This window comes from Pseudomonas sp. E141 (assembly GCF_052659885.1).
Genome location: NZ_CP084024.1, coordinates 2,072,703 through 2,091,319, shown reverse-complemented (window position 1 = coordinate 2,091,319; position 18,617 = coordinate 2,072,703). Strand labels below are relative to the sequence as shown.

21 protein-coding genes are annotated in these 18,617 nt (G+C 60.2%); 8 read left to right on the top strand and 13 right to left on the bottom strand.

The annotated features are described in order from the left end of the window. Window positions 1-9 precede the first annotated feature (9 nt). The gene (locus tag GKKCFE_RS09530) at window positions 10-618 is read right to left on the bottom strand and encodes a LysE family translocator (protein WP_445577776.1); all 609 of its coding nucleotides are present in this window, start codon (window positions 616-618) and stop codon (window positions 10-12) included. Between the two features lie 107 nt (window positions 619-725). Here GKKCFE_RS09530 and gcvA point away from each other — a divergent pair, with 107 nt between their 5' ends. The 5 genes from gcvA to GKKCFE_RS09505 all read left to right on the top strand — a co-directional run bounded on the left by gcvA (window position 726) and on the right by GKKCFE_RS09505 (window position 4,162). After that, window positions 726-1,646: a transcriptional regulator GcvA gene (gene gcvA, locus GKKCFE_RS09525; protein ID WP_047228913.1), complete on the top strand. Its 921-nt coding sequence runs from the start codon at window positions 726-728 to the stop codon at window positions 1,644-1,646. Between the two features lie 49 nt (window positions 1,647-1,695). Beyond that, window positions 1,696-2,157 (top strand): GNAT family N-acetyltransferase, encoded by a 462-nt coding sequence (locus GKKCFE_RS09520; RefSeq protein WP_047228912.1) that lies wholly within the window; start codon window positions 1,696-1,698, stop codon window positions 2,155-2,157. A gap of 148 nt (window positions 2,158-2,305) precedes the next feature. Then, the gene (locus GKKCFE_RS09515; protein WP_445577775.1) at window positions 2,306-2,917 is read left to right on the top strand and encodes a LysE family translocator; all 612 of its coding nucleotides are present in this window, start codon (window positions 2,306-2,308) and stop codon (window positions 2,915-2,917) included. Between the two features lie 539 nt (window positions 2,918-3,456). Further along, on the top strand, window positions 3,457-3,738 hold the full coding sequence (locus GKKCFE_RS09510) for a fructose-bisphosphate aldolase (RefSeq protein ID WP_310662896.1): 282 nt from the start codon (window positions 3,457-3,459) through the stop codon (window positions 3,736-3,738). A gap of 103 nt (window positions 3,739-3,841) precedes the next feature. After that, on the top strand, window positions 3,842-4,162 hold the full coding sequence (locus tag GKKCFE_RS09505) for an isochorismate lyase (protein ID WP_139050512.1): 321 nt from the start codon (window positions 3,842-3,844) through the stop codon (window positions 4,160-4,162). Between the two features lie 23 nt (window positions 4,163-4,185). Here GKKCFE_RS09505 and GKKCFE_RS09500 read toward each other — a convergent pair whose 3' ends face one another. From GKKCFE_RS09500 to GKKCFE_RS09490, 3 genes are all read right to left on the bottom strand, one after another. After that, window positions 4,186-4,623 (bottom strand): DUF3995 domain-containing protein, encoded by a 438-nt coding sequence (locus GKKCFE_RS09500; RefSeq protein WP_047230212.1) that lies wholly within the window; start codon window positions 4,621-4,623, stop codon window positions 4,186-4,188. Window positions 4,624-4,749: 126 nt separating this feature from the next. Beyond that, a complete protein-coding gene (locus GKKCFE_RS09495; RefSeq protein WP_047230211.1) occupies window positions 4,750-5,760 on the bottom strand; it encodes an ABC transporter substrate-binding protein in 1,011 nt (336 codons plus the stop codon). A 191-nt stretch (window positions 5,761-5,951) separates the two neighbouring features. Then, entirely contained in the window at window positions 5,952-6,401 is a 450-nt protein-coding gene (locus tag GKKCFE_RS09490; protein WP_047230210.1) for a hypothetical protein, read from the bottom strand. Between the two features lie 430 nt (window positions 6,402-6,831). Here GKKCFE_RS09490 and GKKCFE_RS09485 point away from each other — a divergent pair, with 430 nt between their 5' ends. The 3 genes from GKKCFE_RS09485 (at window position 6,832) to GKKCFE_RS09475 (ending at window position 7,755) form a co-directional block, all read left to right on the top strand. After that, window positions 6,832-7,068 (top strand): hypothetical protein, encoded by a 237-nt coding sequence (locus GKKCFE_RS09485; protein ID WP_139050514.1) that lies wholly within the window; start codon window positions 6,832-6,834, stop codon window positions 7,066-7,068. A 132-nt stretch (window positions 7,069-7,200) separates the two neighbouring features. Then, window positions 7,201-7,431: a hypothetical protein gene (locus GKKCFE_RS09480; protein WP_047230209.1), complete on the top strand. Its 231-nt coding sequence runs from the start codon at window positions 7,201-7,203 to the stop codon at window positions 7,429-7,431. A gap of 87 nt (window positions 7,432-7,518) precedes the next feature. Beyond that, entirely contained in the window at window positions 7,519-7,755 is a 237-nt protein-coding gene (locus GKKCFE_RS09475; RefSeq protein WP_047230208.1) for a DUF2789 family protein, read from the top strand. 88 nt (window positions 7,756-7,843) lie between these two features. Here GKKCFE_RS09475 and GKKCFE_RS09470 read toward each other — a convergent pair whose 3' ends face one another. The 9 genes from GKKCFE_RS09470 to iolD all read right to left on the bottom strand — a co-directional run bounded on the left by GKKCFE_RS09470 (window position 7,844) and on the right by iolD (window position 18,571). After that, complete coding sequence (locus GKKCFE_RS09470) at window positions 7,844-9,067, bottom strand: methyl-accepting chemotaxis protein (protein ID WP_370695191.1); 1,224 nt, start codon at window positions 9,065-9,067, stop codon at window positions 7,844-7,846. Window positions 9,068-9,628: 561 nt separating this feature from the next. After that, complete coding sequence (locus tag GKKCFE_RS09465) at window positions 9,629-10,033, bottom strand: TraR/DksA family transcriptional regulator (RefSeq protein ID WP_003202859.1); 405 nt, start codon at window positions 10,031-10,033, stop codon at window positions 9,629-9,631. 326 nt (window positions 10,034-10,359) lie between these two features. Next, window positions 10,360-11,382, bottom strand: a complete 1,023-nt coding sequence (locus GKKCFE_RS09460; RefSeq protein ID WP_047230207.1) for an ABC transporter permease — start codon at window positions 11,380-11,382, stop codon at window positions 10,360-10,362. 43 nt (window positions 11,383-11,425) lie between these two features. Continuing rightward, window positions 11,426-12,979 carry a sugar ABC transporter ATP-binding protein gene (locus GKKCFE_RS09455; RefSeq protein WP_047230206.1) on the bottom strand — a complete coding sequence of 518 codons (1,554 nt, stop codon included), beginning with the start codon at window positions 12,977-12,979 and terminating at the stop codon, window positions 11,426-11,428. 73 nt (window positions 12,980-13,052) lie between these two features. Continuing rightward, entirely contained in the window at window positions 13,053-13,979 is a 927-nt protein-coding gene (locus GKKCFE_RS09450; RefSeq protein WP_139050516.1) for a sugar ABC transporter substrate-binding protein, read from the bottom strand. A 53-nt stretch (window positions 13,980-14,032) separates the two neighbouring features. Further along, entirely contained in the window at window positions 14,033-14,185 is a 153-nt protein-coding gene (locus tag GKKCFE_RS09445; RefSeq protein ID WP_171061383.1) for a hypothetical protein, read from the bottom strand. A gap of 142 nt (window positions 14,186-14,327) precedes the next feature. Then, a complete protein-coding gene (locus tag GKKCFE_RS09440; protein ID WP_445577774.1) occupies window positions 14,328-15,380 on the bottom strand; it encodes a Gfo/Idh/MocA family protein in 1,053 nt (350 codons plus the stop codon). Between the two features lie 219 nt (window positions 15,381-15,599). Beyond that, window positions 15,600-16,610, bottom strand: a complete 1,011-nt coding sequence (locus GKKCFE_RS09435) for a Gfo/Idh/MocA family protein (RefSeq protein ID WP_076385262.1) — start codon at window positions 16,608-16,610, stop codon at window positions 15,600-15,602. A gap of 29 nt (window positions 16,611-16,639) precedes the next feature. Beyond that, window positions 16,640-18,571, bottom strand: a complete 1,932-nt coding sequence (gene iolD / locus GKKCFE_RS09430) for a 3D-(3,5/4)-trihydroxycyclohexane-1,2-dione acylhydrolase (decyclizing) (protein WP_445577773.1) — start codon at window positions 18,569-18,571, stop codon at window positions 16,640-16,642. Between the last annotated feature and the right edge of the window lie 46 nt (window positions 18,572-18,617).

The window sequence follows — 18,617 nt, the reverse complement described above, 5'->3', positions numbered from 1 at the left end:
CTGTATGCGTCACTTGCTGGCGGAAGCCATCAGCACGCCAAAGCCCAGGAAAGTGACGCCCGACAGCTTGCCGACAAGCCTGGCGCCCTTGTTTGTGGAGAGCCAGCCTCTTGCGGCCTGGGCCATCAGGGCATACCCGCAATGCACCACTACAACCAGTAAACTGTAAGACGACACCAGCAAGAAGAACTGACTGTAGTAGTCACCCGCCGGCTTGATGAATTGGGGAAATACAGCCAGGAAAAAGAAACCCGCCTTGGGGTTGAGCAACTGGATTGACAACGCTTCGATAAAACGCCGCCAAGGACGTGGCGACGTGGCGTTGAGTTCGGGAATAAAACGCTGGGTACGCCACATCTTGATGCCCAGGTACAACAAGTACAGCGCGCCGATGTATTTGAGCACCGTGAAGGCTGTCGCCGAGGCAGTCAGGATCAACCCCAGGCTACTGGCGCAAATGCCCGCCACGATAAAAGCGCCGGAGGCGATCCCGACGATACCCGGCAGCGAACCGCTCCAGCCATGGCGCAAGGCATTGGAAATCGTCAACACCACGCCCGGACCTGGGCTGAGCACGGTCAGGGTCGCCAGAATCAGAAAAACCCCGTAACTGGCCATTAATCACTCCACGTTGAAAGGCGCATTGAACCGGCCTGCAGATTGGCGTGGCGATGCGACGCTGACAAACGCTTTAATTGCACCGCTGATGTGACTAAATTAGACGCATGATTGCCGACCTCCCCCCGTTGAATGCCGTCCGTGCCTTCGCCGCTGCCGCTCGCCACCAGAGTTTCAGTCGCGCAGCCGAAGAACTGCACGTCAGTCACAGTGCCGTCAGCCGGCACATCAAGCTGCTTGAAGAACGCCTGGGCGTGCTGCTGTTCGAGCGTCGAACCCGGCAGTCTGTGCTCACGCCGGCGGGCCAGAGCTTTTACGAACAGGTCAACGTGGCACTGACACAGATTGCCAACGCCGCCACAACCCTGAGCCGCAGTGCTGCCCTGCGCAAGGTCACCATTAACGTGCGTCCATCCTTTGCGGTGCGCTGGCTGATTCCGCGGTTGCCTGAGTTCATGGCGCTCCATCCGGACATCAAGCCCCAAGTGCTCACCCGCACGCAGCCGCCGGATCAATCGGGAGAAACGTTTGATGTGGTCATCCGCCGCGGACATTCCGGCTGGCCGGCCACCGTCCAACCCCAGGTATTGCTGGAGGATGACCTGCTGCTGGTCGCCGCTCCGTCGCTGCTGCAAGGCGTGTCGCTGAACAACGTCCACGATCTGGCCCGGCACACGCTGTTGTCAGGAAGAACCCGCAGCAGCGACTGGCAGACGTGGGCAAAGCACGTCGGCATCAAACGATTTGGCAACCCGCCAACCCTGCAGTTCGATCACATGCATCTGGTGCTGCAAGCCGCCGTCGATGGCCTGGGCGTGGCCTTGTGTCCGGCGTCGCTGCTGGGTAAAGACTTGTTGACCGGGCGCCTGGCCTGTCCACTGCCATCCTTGCGCCTGCCGTTGACCCGCTACTATTACGGCGTCTCCCCGCAGGCCATGGCCGAAACGCAGATTTTCGTCGATTGGATGCTCTCTCATATCCGGCAGGATGCGACGGCTCTGACGCCAGAAACGGATACCTGCCCTTGATGCTGCCGGACCGATTTTCGGCCGAAGGGCTCAGCCCCAAGGAGACCCAGTGATTGATTCAACGGACGAACTGGCGATACGCCAAATCTCAGCGCTCCCCCAGGAAATCCAGGTGCTCGAAGCCCAGGCAATAACAGAAGGCTTCAGGTTTCTTACGCGCTTGGTTGAAGAATGGAAGAACGGTTACAACCGATTCAATCAACCCGGTGAAGGCCTTTTTGGCGCCTTCCGTAATGGGCAACTGATCGGCATCGGCGGTCTTTCTTATGATCCTTACGCCGGAGCGGAAATCGGCCGGCTGCGCAGGGTATACATCATGCCCGCCGCCAGAGGCCAGCACGCAGGGAAGGCACTGGTACAGCACCTTCTGGCCTATGCGGCGCTGAATTTCCAAGTCGTGCGCCTGTCCACGGATACACCGCAGGGTGCCGAATTTTACCTGCGCTGCGGATTCCAGCAGGTCGAGGATGATACGGCGACCCATGTCATGTCATTTGTAGATGCCAGGTAACGCGCACCTTCTGGTGCTGGCGGTAAGGGTGAATGTGAGTACGCGGACTGGGCGGCGTTGACCGGGCACGGACCAAAGGCGATGCAGACTCGACCATCCATAGGCTTGATGCCATATTGATCCGATTCTAATCGGGAGCGTCCGAACCATGTCTGCCATGTCTTCAATCTGGTTGTTTATCATCCCTTCCGCCATCGCCGCTGCGATTCCTGGCCCGGCGCAGGGTGCGCTTATTGGTCAGGTCGTCTCGCGTGGGGGCAGGAGTTGCCTGCCGTTCGTGGCCGGCATGGTGGGCGGCAATGCCTTGTGGCTGTTGTTGGCGACCACTGGCCTGTCGGCGCTGGCGCTGAGATACGAGCACGTTTTTATCGCCGTGAAATGGGCCGGCGTGGCTTATCTGCTATTCATCGCCTGGAAATTGTGGTCGGCGAGTGGCCATGCTATCGAAGCCCCAGCCGAACGCTCAGCCAGTCGCGGGTTACTTGCCGGTGCGCTGCTGACTCTCAGCAATCCGAAGGCGGTTATCTTCTTTGGCGCGGTGCTGCCCCATGCTTTCGACCTGGCGTCGCTTACTCTAGGGCAAGCATTGATGATTACCGCCCTGGGCATCGCGATCGACCTGATCATTCAGTTGGGCTATGTGTTCACTGGCATCAGGATCAAGGGCGCCATTCAATCGCCCAGCGCCATGCGGCGTTTGAATCGAACATCGGCGGGCCTGATCACCGGTTGTGCCAGTTGGATGGCGGTTTCCAGATAACGGCCAGATATGTGTCGCGAGGGAATGTAGAGTGCTTTCTGGGAACGCTGTGTCGGCGACCTGGCCTTCCGAAAATCTCGTAGGAATTTACCTCTGTGGCGAGGGGATTTAGCGAAACGTCGCACCGCCCCGCTGGGCTGCGAAGCGGCCCCAAACCAGCCACCTTATTTCGCCAGGTATACCGCAGGCACCGGTTTTGCGACTGCTGCGCAGCCGAGCGGGAGCAAGCTCCCTCGCCACAGGGGGGAGCGTGCGTCCTACAGGTCGGTTGTGGGTGCCGGGATCGACTTCTATAGTTTGGCTCGTCGCTGGCTTTGGCCGGTGATGGGGTTTCGCAGCCCGAGTGAACAATCTAGATACCGTCAAATGAAATTCAGGCAAACTTGCCCGCTTTCATTTTATGGCGGTTGCGCGCGGGAGACTTTCGGGTCTGCCGAGTTTTGGATTGGTTCCTCGGTCTGCGAACCCTCGCGCAACTGCCACCCATTTGATTCGCAGCAAAAAGGTGGCGATTCTTTCTATCAAATGAGTGCAACCTTATGACAACGAATCAACCATCCAGCCGCTTCACCCCTTTCACCCAAACCGCCACCACCCACCCCGTCCTGCTGATCGACACCCACGCTCCACTGCCCGAACTCCATGCCTGCGCCAGCGAACGCCTGCACGCCACGCTCGATTACCTGACACTGGTGGCCTGCTCCAGCCTGCGCGATTCAGCGACGAGCGACATCAACACCCTCACCAACGTCGCCCGGATTCTGGTACAGGACGTGGCGGATGTGTTTGGCGTGATCGAACAGCGCGGGCTCGAAGGCTAAACGAACAGTTGTGGCGACGGGACCTTGCTTGCGCAAGGTGTTTCCTGTCTTATCGAAGATCGGCTCGGATTGGGCCGTTCCTACTTCAACAAGGAGTGACTGCATGGAAGTCCACACTCAGCTACAACCCTGCGATTGCGCGAATATGGAAGACATCCGCCGCGAGATCGATGCCCTTGACCAGGCCGTTATCAAACTGCTGGGCCAACGCTTTCAGTACGTACTGGCAGCGTCGAAGTTCAAGACCTCAGCCACGGCGGTGCGTGCGCCGGAGCGCTTCCAGGCCATGCTGGCGACCCGGCGTCAATGGGCCGAGGCCGAGGGCCTTAGCCCGGATGCGATCGAGAAAATGTACAGCGACCTGGTGAATCACTTCATCGCCCAGGAGATGGAACACTGGACGGCTCTTCGATCCGGGACCTGATCGACACGACAAGCGCCCTGCGCTCAGGCCCAGGCAACCGTCAACAGGCCGGCGCCAAGCACGACACATAACGGTGAATAGACCCAGGTGTCGAGCTTGGCGAACGTCGAGCCCTTGACCTCTTTGAAGAAACCCACCAGGTTCGATTCGCCAATGGCGCGGGCGAACATCAGCAAGGCGATCGCGCTGATCAGCCATTGCAACGCTCGATGGGTGACGGGCGGTGCCAGCAAACCGACCCGCAGGCACACCAGAACTGCAATCAGCAGCAACGCGAGGGCCACCAGCAGCGTCAGCCATCCCGATGGGTTGAACGCCGGACGCAGCGACTCTCCTTGCCTCACCGGAACCTGAGGCACGACCGCCAGGGCCGCCCATCGCCCGCCCAGGGCCCAATACAAATGAATCAAGCTGATGGTCGCAAATACTGCGACCAGCGACCGAGCCACTAAAAGCGTCATTCGCCAGCCTCCTTGAAAGGTTGAACAATCATCCTAGCTCGAATTCGGCATTTCGCCGCACGGGCGCAGACTGCCGGTTTTCGGCGAATGACGCATTGCTCAAGATCAAGAGTTCAACCTGGCGCGCTACAGACCGGCGGCGACTTTGTCGGCAACCTCCTTGGGCACCCAGGCCTGCCAGACCTGTGGATGGGCCTTGAGGAACGCCTCGGCGGCTTCACGCGGCGGTGTGTGCTTTTCGCTCATGTCGGCCAGGGCCTTGTTCAACGGCTCGATCGGCAGGTCGACTTTACTGAAGAACTCGGCAATGTCCGGGTGTTGCTTCTGAAACGGCGCGGATACGCCAATCGACAGCTTCGAGGCCAGGGAGCGGGTTGGCTTGGGGTTGGGGTTGTCGGCATCGGTCAGGGTTTTCCAGGCCTCGGCATCGAACGCAGGCTCTTGCAACTGCACCAACTTGAAACGTCCCAGCAGCGGTGTAGGCGACCAGTAGTAAAACAGGATCGGCTTGCCCCGGCGGATCGACGAGCTGATCTCCGCATCCAGCGCCGCCCCCGAACCACTTCGGAAATTCACATAGCTGTCGGACAACCCATAGGCCTTGAGCTTCTGCTTGTTGACCACTTCGGAGGTCCAGCCGATGGGGCTGTTGAGGAAGCGACCCTTGCTGGGGCTTTCCGGGTCTTTGAAGACATGCTTGTAGCGCGCCAGGTCTTCGACGCTGCGCAAATCCGGCGCCAGAGGCTTGATGCCCCGGGCCGGGTCGCCCTTGATCACATACTCCGGGACCCACCAGCCTTCGGTCGCACCCTTGACGGTATCGCCCAAGGCGATCACCTTGCCTTCGGCCTCGGCCTTGACCCACACCGGGCTGCGACCGGCCCATTCTTCCCCGATCACCTGGATGTCGTTGTTGGCCAGCGCCGTTTCCAGGGTAATGGTGGTGCCCGGCAATGTGTCGGTCGGCAGCCCATAACCCTTTTCGACGATGACCCGCAGGATATCGGTGATCAGACTGCCGCTTTCCCAATTCAGGTCGGCAAAATGGATCGGCGCCTGCGCGGCCGATGCCGGAAGTGACGAAACCAACACCGCACAGGTGGCCCAGGCAGCCAGCCACTGTCTAACTCGTTTCATGCGTTGCACCTCGTACCAGACACAGCGATAGCTCAACGGTCCTGCGTAACCGGACGCAAGCCTCTGATTAGTTCAGTCAACTCACTGTAGCCGAGGTTCCACGCAGACCTTGCGAAAACCGTTAGCAGGGCGCAAAACCCGAACGCTGTGTCAGCCCGCCTATCACATCCATCGGGCAGACGAGGTGCACATCACTCGCTGGCCTTGAAGGTGACGAGTTCACCTTTGCGCCACTTGGCGGCTTTGGCGGTCACGGCCTTGAGGGTCTTGGTCAGGCCCTCGTGCAACTGCTCGTTGGCGGCGAAAACAGTCAGCACGCTGTGCCCTTCCTTGAACAGGATCGCGTGGCCACCGGGGGTGGCCACGAAGGCGTAATCCCCAAGGCCATAGACCGTCAGCTTGATATCGCGAAAGCGGATTTCAAACTTGCCACCTTCACGGCTGGGCAATACCGCTGCACGAAAATGATCACCGACTTTGAGTTCAAGCCTGGGTTTGTCATCGACCACCAGGGCCGATTCAGTATCGATTTCGGCAACATAAATACCTTCGGCGGTTTGCTCGGTGATGTAGACGAAGCGCGACTGGAACTGCTTGACCAGCTTTGCCCGCAGATCACCAAGTACGAATAACGCATGCATGTCGAGATTACTTACTGCCAAGGAAACATCCCCATCTTTGTAAACGGCCCGCCCTCTGAAAAGGACGGACCACGAGAACCCGTGCCGACTGTGTGTGTCGCAGTGGACCTGTAACTGAAAATTCGAAGTGAACGGCGTGCCCTGCCCCGGGGCGAGAGAAGACTAAAGGATTGCCACTCTCGCCGTCTTTCCCGCGGGGTCGTCAGAGGCTGAAGGAAAACGCCACTCTGAGCATCGGAAAAGGTGGGACTACTAACTTTAGGGAAATTTCTCACTTAGAAAAGCATTTTTCTGACATCGAGGGCAAAAAAAATTGCTTTAGATAGGCACAGCCATCCACACGGTGCTGCCGATTCTAGAGCAGCCGCAGGCGTGGAGACTACTCAAAACACTCGGTAATTCGTCGGTAAACCATAGAAAAGGAATTCACATGGCCACTTTCACAACCCTGACCCAACCCCTCACCCCTTGCATCGCTGACAAGCCTGACGGGTTTGACCAAGTCCATTACCTGCCGGTTTCTTTGTTTCAACCGCGTTATCGGGTGGTTCTGGCCGGCAAGTGCTTTTTCCATATTGAAGAAACCTCGACTGGCCGTGTAAGAGGTTTCCGTACCGATCATAACGAGGCCTGTTACCTGGCCAGGCGTCTGGAACGAAGCGTTTGACCTGAGATACCACACGCCCATCACTTAACTCAGCCACGACAGGCAACTGCTGCCATACTGCCTGCCCAGCGAAGACCGTCCCCCATTGACGATCGCGCACCCATACTATGACTTGTGAAGGAAAGGCGCGACGTGACGGAATTTGATATTGGCGAGTTTTTCATCCGGGGTGAGGCCAGAGAGGTCGAAGGCGAATTCCAGGCTGTCATCGTGATGCGCGCCAAGCCCCCCTTGACCACCACCCGTTATCATCAGGTGGAAAAGGATCGCTGGTTCAAAACCCCCGAACTCGCCGCCGAGGCTGCGCGGGCAGCGGCAAAAGCCCTGAAACTCGCGGTGGATGAAGGCGCGTTGAAAGCCTGAACCCGATCGAACTCCTGACGGGCGTTTGCCTCAGATAAAGGGAAGCAACCGAGGCGCCATGACGGCGCCCGCCCAAAGGAGAACCCCATGGAACAGCCCTCGCACGAACTGAGTACCTTGTTCGATCAACTCGGCCTGCCTTCGGATGACAAAGCCATTGATGACTTCATCATGGCCCATCCGCTGGAGCCGGAGATCAAACTGGTGGAGGCCGACTTCTGGTCGGAGCAACAGAAGGATCTACTGCGCGAATGGCTGCTCGCTGACGGCGAGGAGGCAGTGCTGGTGGATCAATTGAATGTCCGCTTGCACGACGGTAAATAACCCTCAACCCTTTAACCCCTGTGACAAGGGAGCTTGCTTCCGCTCGGCTGCGCAGCAGCCGTGCCCAGCCCCCCCAGCGCGGGCCAGCCTAGCGCGGCTTCTCGGGCTTATAACCCAGCCGCAAACCACCCCAATGACGCCCCTTGAGCATGATCGGCACGGAAAGGTCATGCATCAGCTCACCCGTGTCTCGAGTGTAGGTCTGCAACAGCACAGGCTGCTGGTGGCTACCGCAACGAATCCCGGTGCGGTCGGAGAATTTGCGTTTAGTGCGATTGTTCACCGTGTCCACTTGCGGATCACCGGTCAGGGGTTGGCTGAAGACCTTGTTGTGGGTCGGTACATAACCTTCCTGGGTACAGGCAATGGCAAATACCAGGCCTTCGTGCCGGGCGAGCAAAGGTTCCTGGATAGCTGGCAGGACCTGATCGGTGTAGCGGTCGAAACGGGTCTGGAACTTGGCGGGCTGGGTATTGGGGATGGGCTGGTAGCTGCGGTCGAACAGGTCCTCCAGGCTGACACGGCCCTGGTCAATGTCCGCCTCGAACTGGGCCGCGATCTGGCTCGCCCCTTCGCGCGCCAGGTCGTAGACCCGTTGGTGATAATCGTCCAGGCCAACCTCGGCCAGGCGTTCGCTGATGGTTTCGGCCTGGCCCTCCATTTGCACTGCCGCTTGGGCCAGGCGCTGGGTCTGCTGGTCGCTGATGGACAGGTCACTGCGCATCTGTTCGATGGCGTGAAACAGGCTGTCGAGTTGTTCGCGATTGGTGTCAGTGCCTTGGGCGATGGCACTGACCTGGGTTTCAACGCCGGCCGCCAGCCGGGCTATGTTTTCCAGGTGCTGACCGGTGTGCTCGACCTGCTGCACGCCACTGTCCAGGTCGCTGGCCAGTTGCCGGATCTGCTCCACCACCTGGGCGGTGCGCTGCTGGATATCCGCAACCATGACCCCGACCTCGCCGGTTGCCGCGGCCGTACGCCCGGCCAGTCCACGGACCTCGTCCGCCACCACCGCGAAGCCGCGACCGTGCTCACCGGCCCGTGCAGCTTCGATGGCCGCGTTGAGCGCCAGGAGGTTGGTCTGGCTGGCGATCGACTGAATCACCAGACTGACCCGCTGGATTTCATCGCTGCGCACGCTCAGCGCCTCGATCAACTCGCGGCTGTCGTTCGCGCGCTGGCTGAGCTGATGCATCCGGCTGATGGACTCCACCAGTTCGCTGCGCCCGGCAACGCTACTGCGATGGGCCTCACTGGCGGCACTCAGGGCCTGCTGGCTGAGTTGCGAGGTGGCCTGTTCAGTGGTGATCATCGATTCGGCATTACCGACGATCTGCGCCGCCGCGTCGAGCTGCGACTGGACCTTGCCAGCCAGTTGCTTGACCGAATAGGCGACGCCGGCCGCCGACAACGCGTTATGGCTGGTGGTGTAGGACAGATCACGGGTCAGCTCGGCCAACTTGTCCGCGGCTACCGGCTCAGGCGCGGCGGCCAGGCGCGAGCGCAGGCGCGGCAGCCAGACGATGAGCATCGCCAGGGGCAGGCCCAGATACAACGACCAGCCGCCCAACGTCATGCCGCACAGCAGCAATGTCAGCGCCAGACTCTGCAAGGTCGGCGTCAACCAGCGCGCCATGCTGTTGGTTACAGGCACCTGCACCTGCGCCGCATTCGCCACGGAACCGTCTGTCGCCATGTTGATCACCCACATTTCTCGTTGTTATACCTGCATTAAACGCCACTACGGAGCCATTATCCATGGTCCATTAGTCGCGTTCTTGCGGGGGGTCAACGGAAGTAGACGAACAGGCGCAGACAAAAGCAAAAGATCGCAGCTTCCCGAAGAAAGCTGCGATCTTTTCTGAAACGCGGATCAGGCCTGACGCTGGTGCTTGTCGATCTGCTCGTGACGTTCCTGCGCTTCGATGCAGTACTTGGTGGTCGGGCTGATCAGCAGGCGCTTGAGGCCGATCGGCTCGCCGCTGTCATCACACCAGCCGAAGCTGTCGTCGTTGATACGGTCCAGGGCCTGCTCCAGCTGAGGCAGCATGCGCTGGTCGCGATCGATGGCGTTGACCAACCAGGTCCGCTCTTCTTCTACGGAAGCAGCGTCCGCCGGGTCAGCCGGGGTATCCAGGCTCTCAATGGCGATTCGGTTCTGTTCGATGCGCTCGTGGGTTTCCACTTTCATGTTCTGCAACAGCTTGGTGAAGAAAGCCAGCTGCTCGGCATTCATGTAGTCATCCGCCGGCATGGCCAGCAACTTTTCCTTTGTCATTGATTTCTCTATAAAAAAACGTGCATTAAGGCGAATTATGAAGCGTCCCGCAGCGCGCTGCCACGCTCATCGGGAAGGCGCCGTCTATTCCAAGCGCCACCCGGCACTCAATTTACGAGGGGCGGCAGTCTAAGGCCGAGTCGAAGCCTCAGCAACTGAAAACATAGGGAAAATGTCCGACAACCCTTCTAAATGTTCTCTGACAAGCTTTTGGCAGTCATCGGACTGCGTTTATAACAAGAAATTCGATTCAATAGCTGTATCAAGAAGACAAATGGCAACGCCACGCGGGTCAGGCGTGGCGCTTTGTCGCAGCGTAGGGACCTTCAGCGTTTGAGTTTGCGCTTATTGCGGTACTGGTCGATGACCACCGCCACCACAATGATCAAGCCCTTGATGATGTCCTGAATGTAGGCATCCACGCCGACGAACGTGAAGCCACTGGCCATGACCCCGAGGATCAGCGCGCCGATCACCGTTCCGGTGATGCGCCCCACCCCACCGGCCAGGCTAGTGCCGCCGATCACGGCCGCAGCAATCGCGTCCAGCTCATAGGACATGCCCATGCCGGCCTGCCCGGTGGCGGCCCGCGCCGAGGCCACCACCCCGGCCAGCCCCGCTAGCAGCCCGGCGATGCTGTAGACGATCACCAGATGGCGTTTGACGTTAATGCCCGAGGTGCGTGCCGCCTGCATGTTGCCGCCGATGGCGTAGGTGTACTTACCGTACTTGGTGTAGCGCAGGGCAATATGGAAGATCACCGCCACCACCAGGAAAATGATCACCGGCATGGCGCCATGGCCGATGGCGGTATAGGAATCGGACAACATGCTCACCGGCTGGCCTTCGGTGTAGTAACGCGCCAGACCGCGGGCCGAGACCATCATGCCGAGGGTGGCAATAAAGGGCGGGATACCCGTGATGGCGATGATGCTGCCGTTGATCGCTCCGGCCAACAGCCCAACGCCCAACCCCGCCACCACCGGTATCCACACCGGCAAGTCAGTCAGGGAGGGAAACACCGCCCGGGTGAAATCCGAGGTTTGGGCCAGGCTGGCAGCGATCATGGCTGACAACGCCAGCACCGAGCCGGACGACAGGTCGATACCGGTGGTGATGATCACCTGGGTCACACCGATGGCCAGCAGACCGATGATCGACACTTGCAGGATCATCAGCACCAGGCGCTGGGAGTTCATCAGGAAACTCTGGTCGCGCATGATCCAACCAAACACTTCGAACACCAGGCCGATGCCGATCAGCACCAAGAAGATACTCAGTTCCGTCGGCAGCCGCCGACGCGTCCTGGCCGGTGCGGCCGCGGGTTTGTTTTCCAGTATCGCGTTCATAGCATTCACCTTTTTCTCTGTGGCGAGCTTGCGCCCTCAATTATCAGGACAGGCCAGAAGCCAACTGCATCACCCGCTCCTGGGTCGCCTCGCTACGGTCCAGCGTGCCCATCAGGTCACCTTCATGCATCACCATCACCCGGTCGCTCATGCCCAGTACTTCCGGCAGCTCCGAAGAAATCATGATCACCGCCATGCCTTCGCTGGCGAGGTAGGAAATGAGCCGGTAGATCTCGGCCTTGGCGCCAACGTCGATGCCACGGGTCGGCTCGTCGAGGATCAGGATGCGTGGGTTGGTCATCAGCCATCGGGCCAGCAGGGCCTTCTGTTGGTTGCCGCCGGACAAGGTGTCGATGCACTGTTCCAGGGACGGAGTCTTGACCCGCAACTTCTTGCACATGTCTTCGCACAACGCGCGCAAGGCTTTCTGCTGGATGAAGCCGTTGCCGACGTAATGGGGCAACACGGCCATTTCCATGTTTTCCAGCACCGACAGGCACGGGAACAGGCCACTGAGCTTGCGATCCTCGGTCAACAGCGCGAACCCCTTCTCGATGGCCATGTGCGGGTCGCTGATGCGCACCGGTTGCCCGTCGAGCAGGATCTCGCCGCCTGTGCTGGGCGTCACGCCGAAGATCGCCTCGGCCACGTTGGTCCGGCCCGAGCCCATCAGCCCGGCAATGCCCAGGATTTCTCCGGCATGCAAGTCGAAGGACACATTCTTGAAAATGCCCTCCAGGCTCAAATCACGCACCGACAGCACCAGATCGCCGATGGGTTTGTCCCGTTCCGGGAACAACTGGCTCAGTTCGCGCCCGACCATCATTGATATCAGGCTGTCGCCGTCCATGCTGTCGGCCCGTTGCAGGCCGATGTAGGCGCCGTCGCGAAACACCGCGACTTCATCGGCGATGGCGAACACTTCGTTCATTTTATGGGTGATGTAGATGATGCCCTTACCCTGAGACTTGAGGTCGGCGATGATCGAAAACAGATGGGCGACCTCCGTCTCGGTGATGGCCGAGGTCGGCTCGTCCATGATCAGAATGTCAGAGTCGTAGGACACCGCCTTGGCGATCTCGACCATCTGCCGCTCGGCAATGCTCAGGTTGCCCACCTGCTCTTCAGGATCGAGGTTGATACGCAGGCGCTCCAGCAACTTGGCGGTGCAGCGGTGCATTTCCCCGTGATCGACCATATGCAGGCCGTTGAGCTGCTCGCGGCCGATCCAGATGTTTTCAGCGATGCTCATGTGGGGCATCAGGTTCAGTTCCTGGTGGATCATCGCGATGCCGGCCTGCAGGGCTGCCAGAGGTGTGTCGAACTTCACCGGCTTGCCCCGCAGGCGCAGTTCACCGGCGTCCGGCTGGTAGATGCCGGCCACGATTTTCATCAGGGTGGATTTGCCCGCACCGTTCTCGCCCATCAAAGCCAGCACGGAACCGGGGCGCACCCGCAATTGCACATCCGACAGGGCCACCACGCCGGGAAAGCCTTTGCTGACGTTGACGACTTCCAGCAGATACGGTTCATCAGGCATTACGTCCGGCCGGAAAGTCATCGCCGGGGCGCTCGAAGCAGTCGCTGAAGCGAACATGATCAGGTACTCCCTCGGCAAGGTCAGTGGGCGACCTCGCCTGTTTATTGTTGTGGTAGCAGTACGTTAAACGTCACTTGAACTGATCGACGTTTTCCGGCGTGATCAGGCGATACGGCACCCATACGGCCTGCTCGACCGGCTGTTTCTTGACCATTTTCACCGCCGTGTCGATCGAACCGTCGGCCTGGCCCTTGGCGTCCTGGAACACCGAGACCGCCATCTCGCCTTTCTTCACGGCGTTCAGGCCGTCCGGCGTGCCATCGACCCCGGCGATCAGTACGCTGCCTTTCTCCTTGCCGACACCCTTGAGTGCCATGGCCGCGCCGATGGCCATTTCGTCATTGTTGGAGACCACGGCATTGAACTCGCGGCCCTGAGTCAGCCAGTCGTTCACCAGTGTCATGCCTTTATCCCGCGACCAGATACCGGTCTGCTCTTGTTCGATCTTGATGTCGGGGTACTTGGCCAGCACTTCCTTGACACCCTTGGTGCGGTTGGTGGTGGAGTTGTTCGCCAGGTCACCCAGCAGAATCACGATGTTGCCCTTGCCCGACATTTTGTCGGCCAGGTATTGCATTTGCATCCGGCCGGCTTCCAGATCGTCGGACGCCACGGTCACCACGCCTGCGGGCAGTTTCAGGTCGTCGGGACGGCGATTGACGTACACCAACGGGATCCCGGCGGCGACCGCGGCCTTGGTAATGCGCTGGGTGGCGGCAGTGTCCACCGGGTTGACGATGATTGCGTCGACCTTCTGGCTGATAAAGCTTTCCACCTGGCTCAGTTGCTTGACCACATCACTGCGTGCGTCTTCGAACTGCAAGGTGACGCCATCCGGCAGGGACTTGGCTTTGCTGTCCATCGACTCACGCAGGTACGTCAGCCAGGTGTCATCGAACTGGGACATGCTGACGCCGATCTTCAGGTCCGCCAGGGCGGCGCCGCTGGTGAGCATCAACGACAGGGCCAGCGAGGCGATACGGGTCTTGGTCTTCATGAACGGTCTTTCTCCACTTTTTTGTTGGTTTTATGGATAAGGCGTGATGGATCTCAGGAACGGGGCAAACGCACGATGGGCGCACCGGGCATGCAACACACCACGGTGCCGTTGCGCTGAATGCACAGGGATTCGAACAGGGGAAGGATTGCGCACAGGCGCAGCGAGCTTGGCAGGTGAAACGCAGAACGGCTGAAGGTTTTCATCGACGGTACCTGGCTGTGTTTCTTGTTTTTGTTTTGTCCGTCATTTGCTCAAGGCTGACTTGGCAAAAGACGAACAGGGGTGTCGGTAACCTGGAATCGACTTTATTGGAAAATATTTTCCATATCAACTCATTTTAGAATTTTATTCGTTTTTTATTCCATGACCGACAGACGTGGCCAAAACCACCACTTCGCCCTGCTCGGCGCTCAGCCTTGCAGCGTCGAGGATGCGGGTGGTGGCCAGGGCATCACGGGCCTCCACCGGCAAAGGACCAACGCCTTGCAACGCGGTTTGCAGGCGCTGGTAGAACGCCATCCAGCAGCCGCGCTCCGACGCCACACGCTCGCGCTCGCTGCCTTGCTCGAACCAGCCCCAGCGCCGATGCTCTTCGCTCCCCCAGCGCTCACCCTCGGTCGCCGGGCTCAACCCGGCCAGCGCCTGGGCCTCCTGGCCGTCCAGGCCCTCGACGGTGTAGCAGCCTCCGGTGCCGCTGACCCGAAAGCGCGGGCGCGGTGCGTTTTGCAGGCAACTGCCGCTCAGGTGGGAAAGCACGCCGCTGGCATGGGTCAGGGAGATAAAAAAGCCGTTGTCGAACACCTGCCCGGGTTGCCGGTAATCCAACTCGGCGTAAACCCTGGTCACCGGGCCGAACAGTTGCAGCGCCTGGTCCACCAGATGGCTACCCAGGTCCCGCAGAAACCCGCCGCCGCTACCTTTGCCGACCGATGTTGGCGAATAACGCTCGACGTTGGACTCAAAGCGAATGACCTGCCCCAGCGCACCGGACTCCAGCAGTTTGCGCAAAGTCAGGTAGTCCGAATCCCAGCGGCGGTTCTGATACACGGTCAGCGGCACGTTGTGCTGCTCGGCGGCCAGCACCATCGCCTCGGCCTGTGCGGCATCAAGGGCGAAAGGTTTGTCGCTGACCACTGCAATACCCAGTTCAATGGCCTGCATGACCACGGCCGGGCGACCGTCCAGCGGCGTGGACACCACCACCGCATCGACGCCTGCGGCCACCAACTGTTCGAGGGTATCGAAGGCTTGGGCGTGGGGGTGCTCGTTCGCCAGTTGCTGGCGCCGCTCAGCGGACCGCGTCACCACGCCGACAAACGTAGCCCCGGGCAGACTGCTGATCAGCGGCGCATGGAAAAACCGTCCGCCCTTGCCGTAGCCCACTAGTCCGATTCGCATGAAAGCTCCTGGTTAATCACTGAATGAATGCAACCCCTGTGGGAGCTGAGCTTGCTCGCGATGGCGGTGGATCAGCTTGCATTGATGCTGAGTGTGCCGCCGTCATCGCGAGCAAGCTCGGCTCCCACAGGCGCTCTTGGCTGCTCACAGACTCGGCGTCCGCCACCGAATCCTTGTGGGAGTACCTTCAGGTCAATCCGCTCCCACAGGAGATTGTGGTTAGCCGTAGAAACGCGGGCGTTCGGGCAGTTCGACCTTGACGATCTGCCCACTCTGCTGCGCTTGAACACAGGCATCCGCCGCCACTGCCGCGGCGAACCCGTCCCAGGCCGACGGCCCGCCCACCTGTCCGGCGCGCACGCCGTCGATGAAAGCCTGCAATTCGACGTCGTAGGCCGCGATGAAACGATCCTTCCAATCCATCAGGATCGCATTAGACAGCTTGGCGCCACTGCGCAGTTGCACCTGGGACGGCTCCGGGAGTTTGGCGATGCCCGTCTCCCCCACCACTTCGCACTGGATGTCGTACCCATATTGGCAATTGACGAAAACCTCCACATCGATGCGCGTGCCCTTGGCGGTTTCCAGTAACACGATCTGCGGATCGCGCAGGTGCGCCAGCGCCTTGCTGGTCTTGCGCGGGAATACCACCTGCACCGAAACGTAGTCATCGGCCAGCAGCCAGCGCAGCACATCCAGCTCATGGATCAGTGTGTCGGTGATCGCCATGTCGGTCTTGTAGTTCTCCCCCACGCTCGGATTGCGATGCGCGCAGTGCAGCATCAGCGGTTCGCCGATCTGACCGCTGTCGATCACCGCCTTGAGCGCTCGATAGCCTTCATCGTAAGGGCGCATGAAACCGACCTGAACCAGCCGCTTGCCATGGGCGACTTCGGCTTCGACGATCTTGCGACAGCCTTCGGCCGTGACCGCCAGGGGCTTTTCACAGAACACCGGTTTACCCGCCGCGATTGCCGCCAGCACGAACTCTTCGTGGCTCGGCCCCCAGGAAGTGACCAGGACCGCCTCAACGTCCGGCGCATTGATCAAGGCATGGCCGTCGGGATACACCTCGGCGGTCAGTTTCAAGTCGGCCAGCACCTTCGCCGCCTGGGCGAGGTTGATGTCGGTCACCGCCACCACCTGGCTGTTGAGCAAGGTCTGGCTGCAACGACGGATATGGTCCTGGCCGATGGCCCCGGTGCCGATGACGCCCAGCTTCAAAGACATGAAAAACTCCTTTCGTAGGGTTGGGGCTGTTAATACTGGCGAGCCTCGGCCAGTCGTTCATTGAGGGTTTTGGCGGCCGCATCGGTGCGCGCGCTGGTGGAGACTTGCGCCACGCCGACCCGCCACCAGGACAGGTAGCTGTGGATCATGGTCTTGGGCAAGACCTTGATATCGATGAGGGTCGAGACCGTTTGCAGCCGCGCATCGGCCAGGGCCGCGTGGAGTTCGTCGAGGGTCTTGACCTTGTAGGTCTTGCAGCCGTAGGCCGCCGCGCTCATGGCGAAGTCCACCGGCACGAAGCCGCCATCGAGCTTGCCGGTGTCCGGGTTGCGGAAGCGGAACTCGGTGCCGAAGCTGTCCATGCCGTTGCCCATCTGTAAATTGTTGATGCAACCGAACGTCATGTTGTCCAGCAGCACCACATTGATCTTGCGACGCTCCTGGATGGAGGTCGCCAGTTCCGAATGCAGCATCATGTAGGAGCCATCACCCACCAGGGCATAGACCTCTTTGTCGGGCTCGGCCAGCTTCACGCCCAGCGCCGCGTTTACCTCATAGCCCATGCACGAATAGCCGTATTCGACGTGATAGGTGTTGACCCCCTTGCTGCGCCAGCTGCGCTGCAAGTCGCCGGGCAGGCTGCCGGCGGCGGCAACGATGATCGCCTCATCGGCCAGGGTTTGGTTGAGGGTGCCCAGCACGCGGCTCTGGGTCAGGCAGGAACCGGTGAGTTCGATGAATTCACGAAACACCGCCGGGTCCAGGTGATCGTTGATCTCTGGGACGAAGTCCTGGGTCTGGAAGTCAGCCTGATAGATCCGGTCCACTTCGGCATCCAGTTGGGCTTTGGCATCGGCGATCTGCCCGCCCCATTCGGCACGATAGTCACCCATCGCGGCGGACAAAGCCTCCAGGCCCGAGCGCGCGTCGGCCAGCAGTTGCACACCGTCAAGCTTCAAGGCATCGCAAGGGCTGATGTTGAGGTTGAGAAACTGCACATCCGGATGCTGGAACAGCCATTTGGACCCGGTGGTGAAATCGCTGTAGCGGGTGCCGATACCAATGATCAGGTCCGCTTCCTTGGCCAGCAGGTTCGCCGCCAGGCAACCGGTTTCACCGACGCCTCCGACGTTCAGTGGATGACTGGACACCACCGCGCTCTTGCCAGCCTGGGTCTCGGCAAAGGGGATTTCGAAGCGCTCGGCAAAAGCCTGCAACGCTGCGTTGGCTCCGGCGTATTTCACCCCGCCGCCGCAGATGATCAGCGGCTTGCGCTTGCCCTTGAGCAGCGCCTGGGCATCGCCGAGCATGGCTTCGGTGGCCGGGCGACGGTCGATGCGGTGAACGCGCTTTTGCAGAAAGTAATCGGGGTAATCGTAGGCTTCGGCCTGCACGTCCTGGGGCAACGCCAGGGTCACCGCGCCGGTTTCGGCCGGGTCGGTGAGCACGCGCATGGCGTGGATCGCGGCGCTCATCAGTTGCTCGGGGCGGTTGATGCGATCCCAGTATTTGCTCACGGCCTTGAACGCATCGTTGGTGCTGATGCTCAGATCATGGAACTGCTCGATCTGCTGCAGCACCGGGTCCGGTTGGCGGCTGGCGTAGACATCGCCGGGCAACAGCAGCAACGGAATGCGATTGGCCGTCGCGGTGGCGGCGGCGGTCAGCATGTTCGCTGCGCCGGGGCCGACCGACGAAGTACAGGCGTAGATTTTGCGGCGCAGATGCTGCTTGGCGAAACCGATGGCAGCGTGGGCCATGCCCTGCTCGTTGCGCCCCTGATGGACCACCAGGTCACCGCTGTCCTGCTCCAGCGCCTGCCCCAGGCCCAGCACATTGCCGTGGCCAAAAATCGTAAAGACCCCGGCGACGAATTTGCTCTGGACGCCATCGACTTCGACGTACTGGTTATCGAGGAATTTCACCAGGGCCTGGGCCATGGTCAGTCGTGTTGTGGTCATGCTTGCACCTTGTCTGGAATGCAAATTTGGCGGCTGGCTCAGTCCA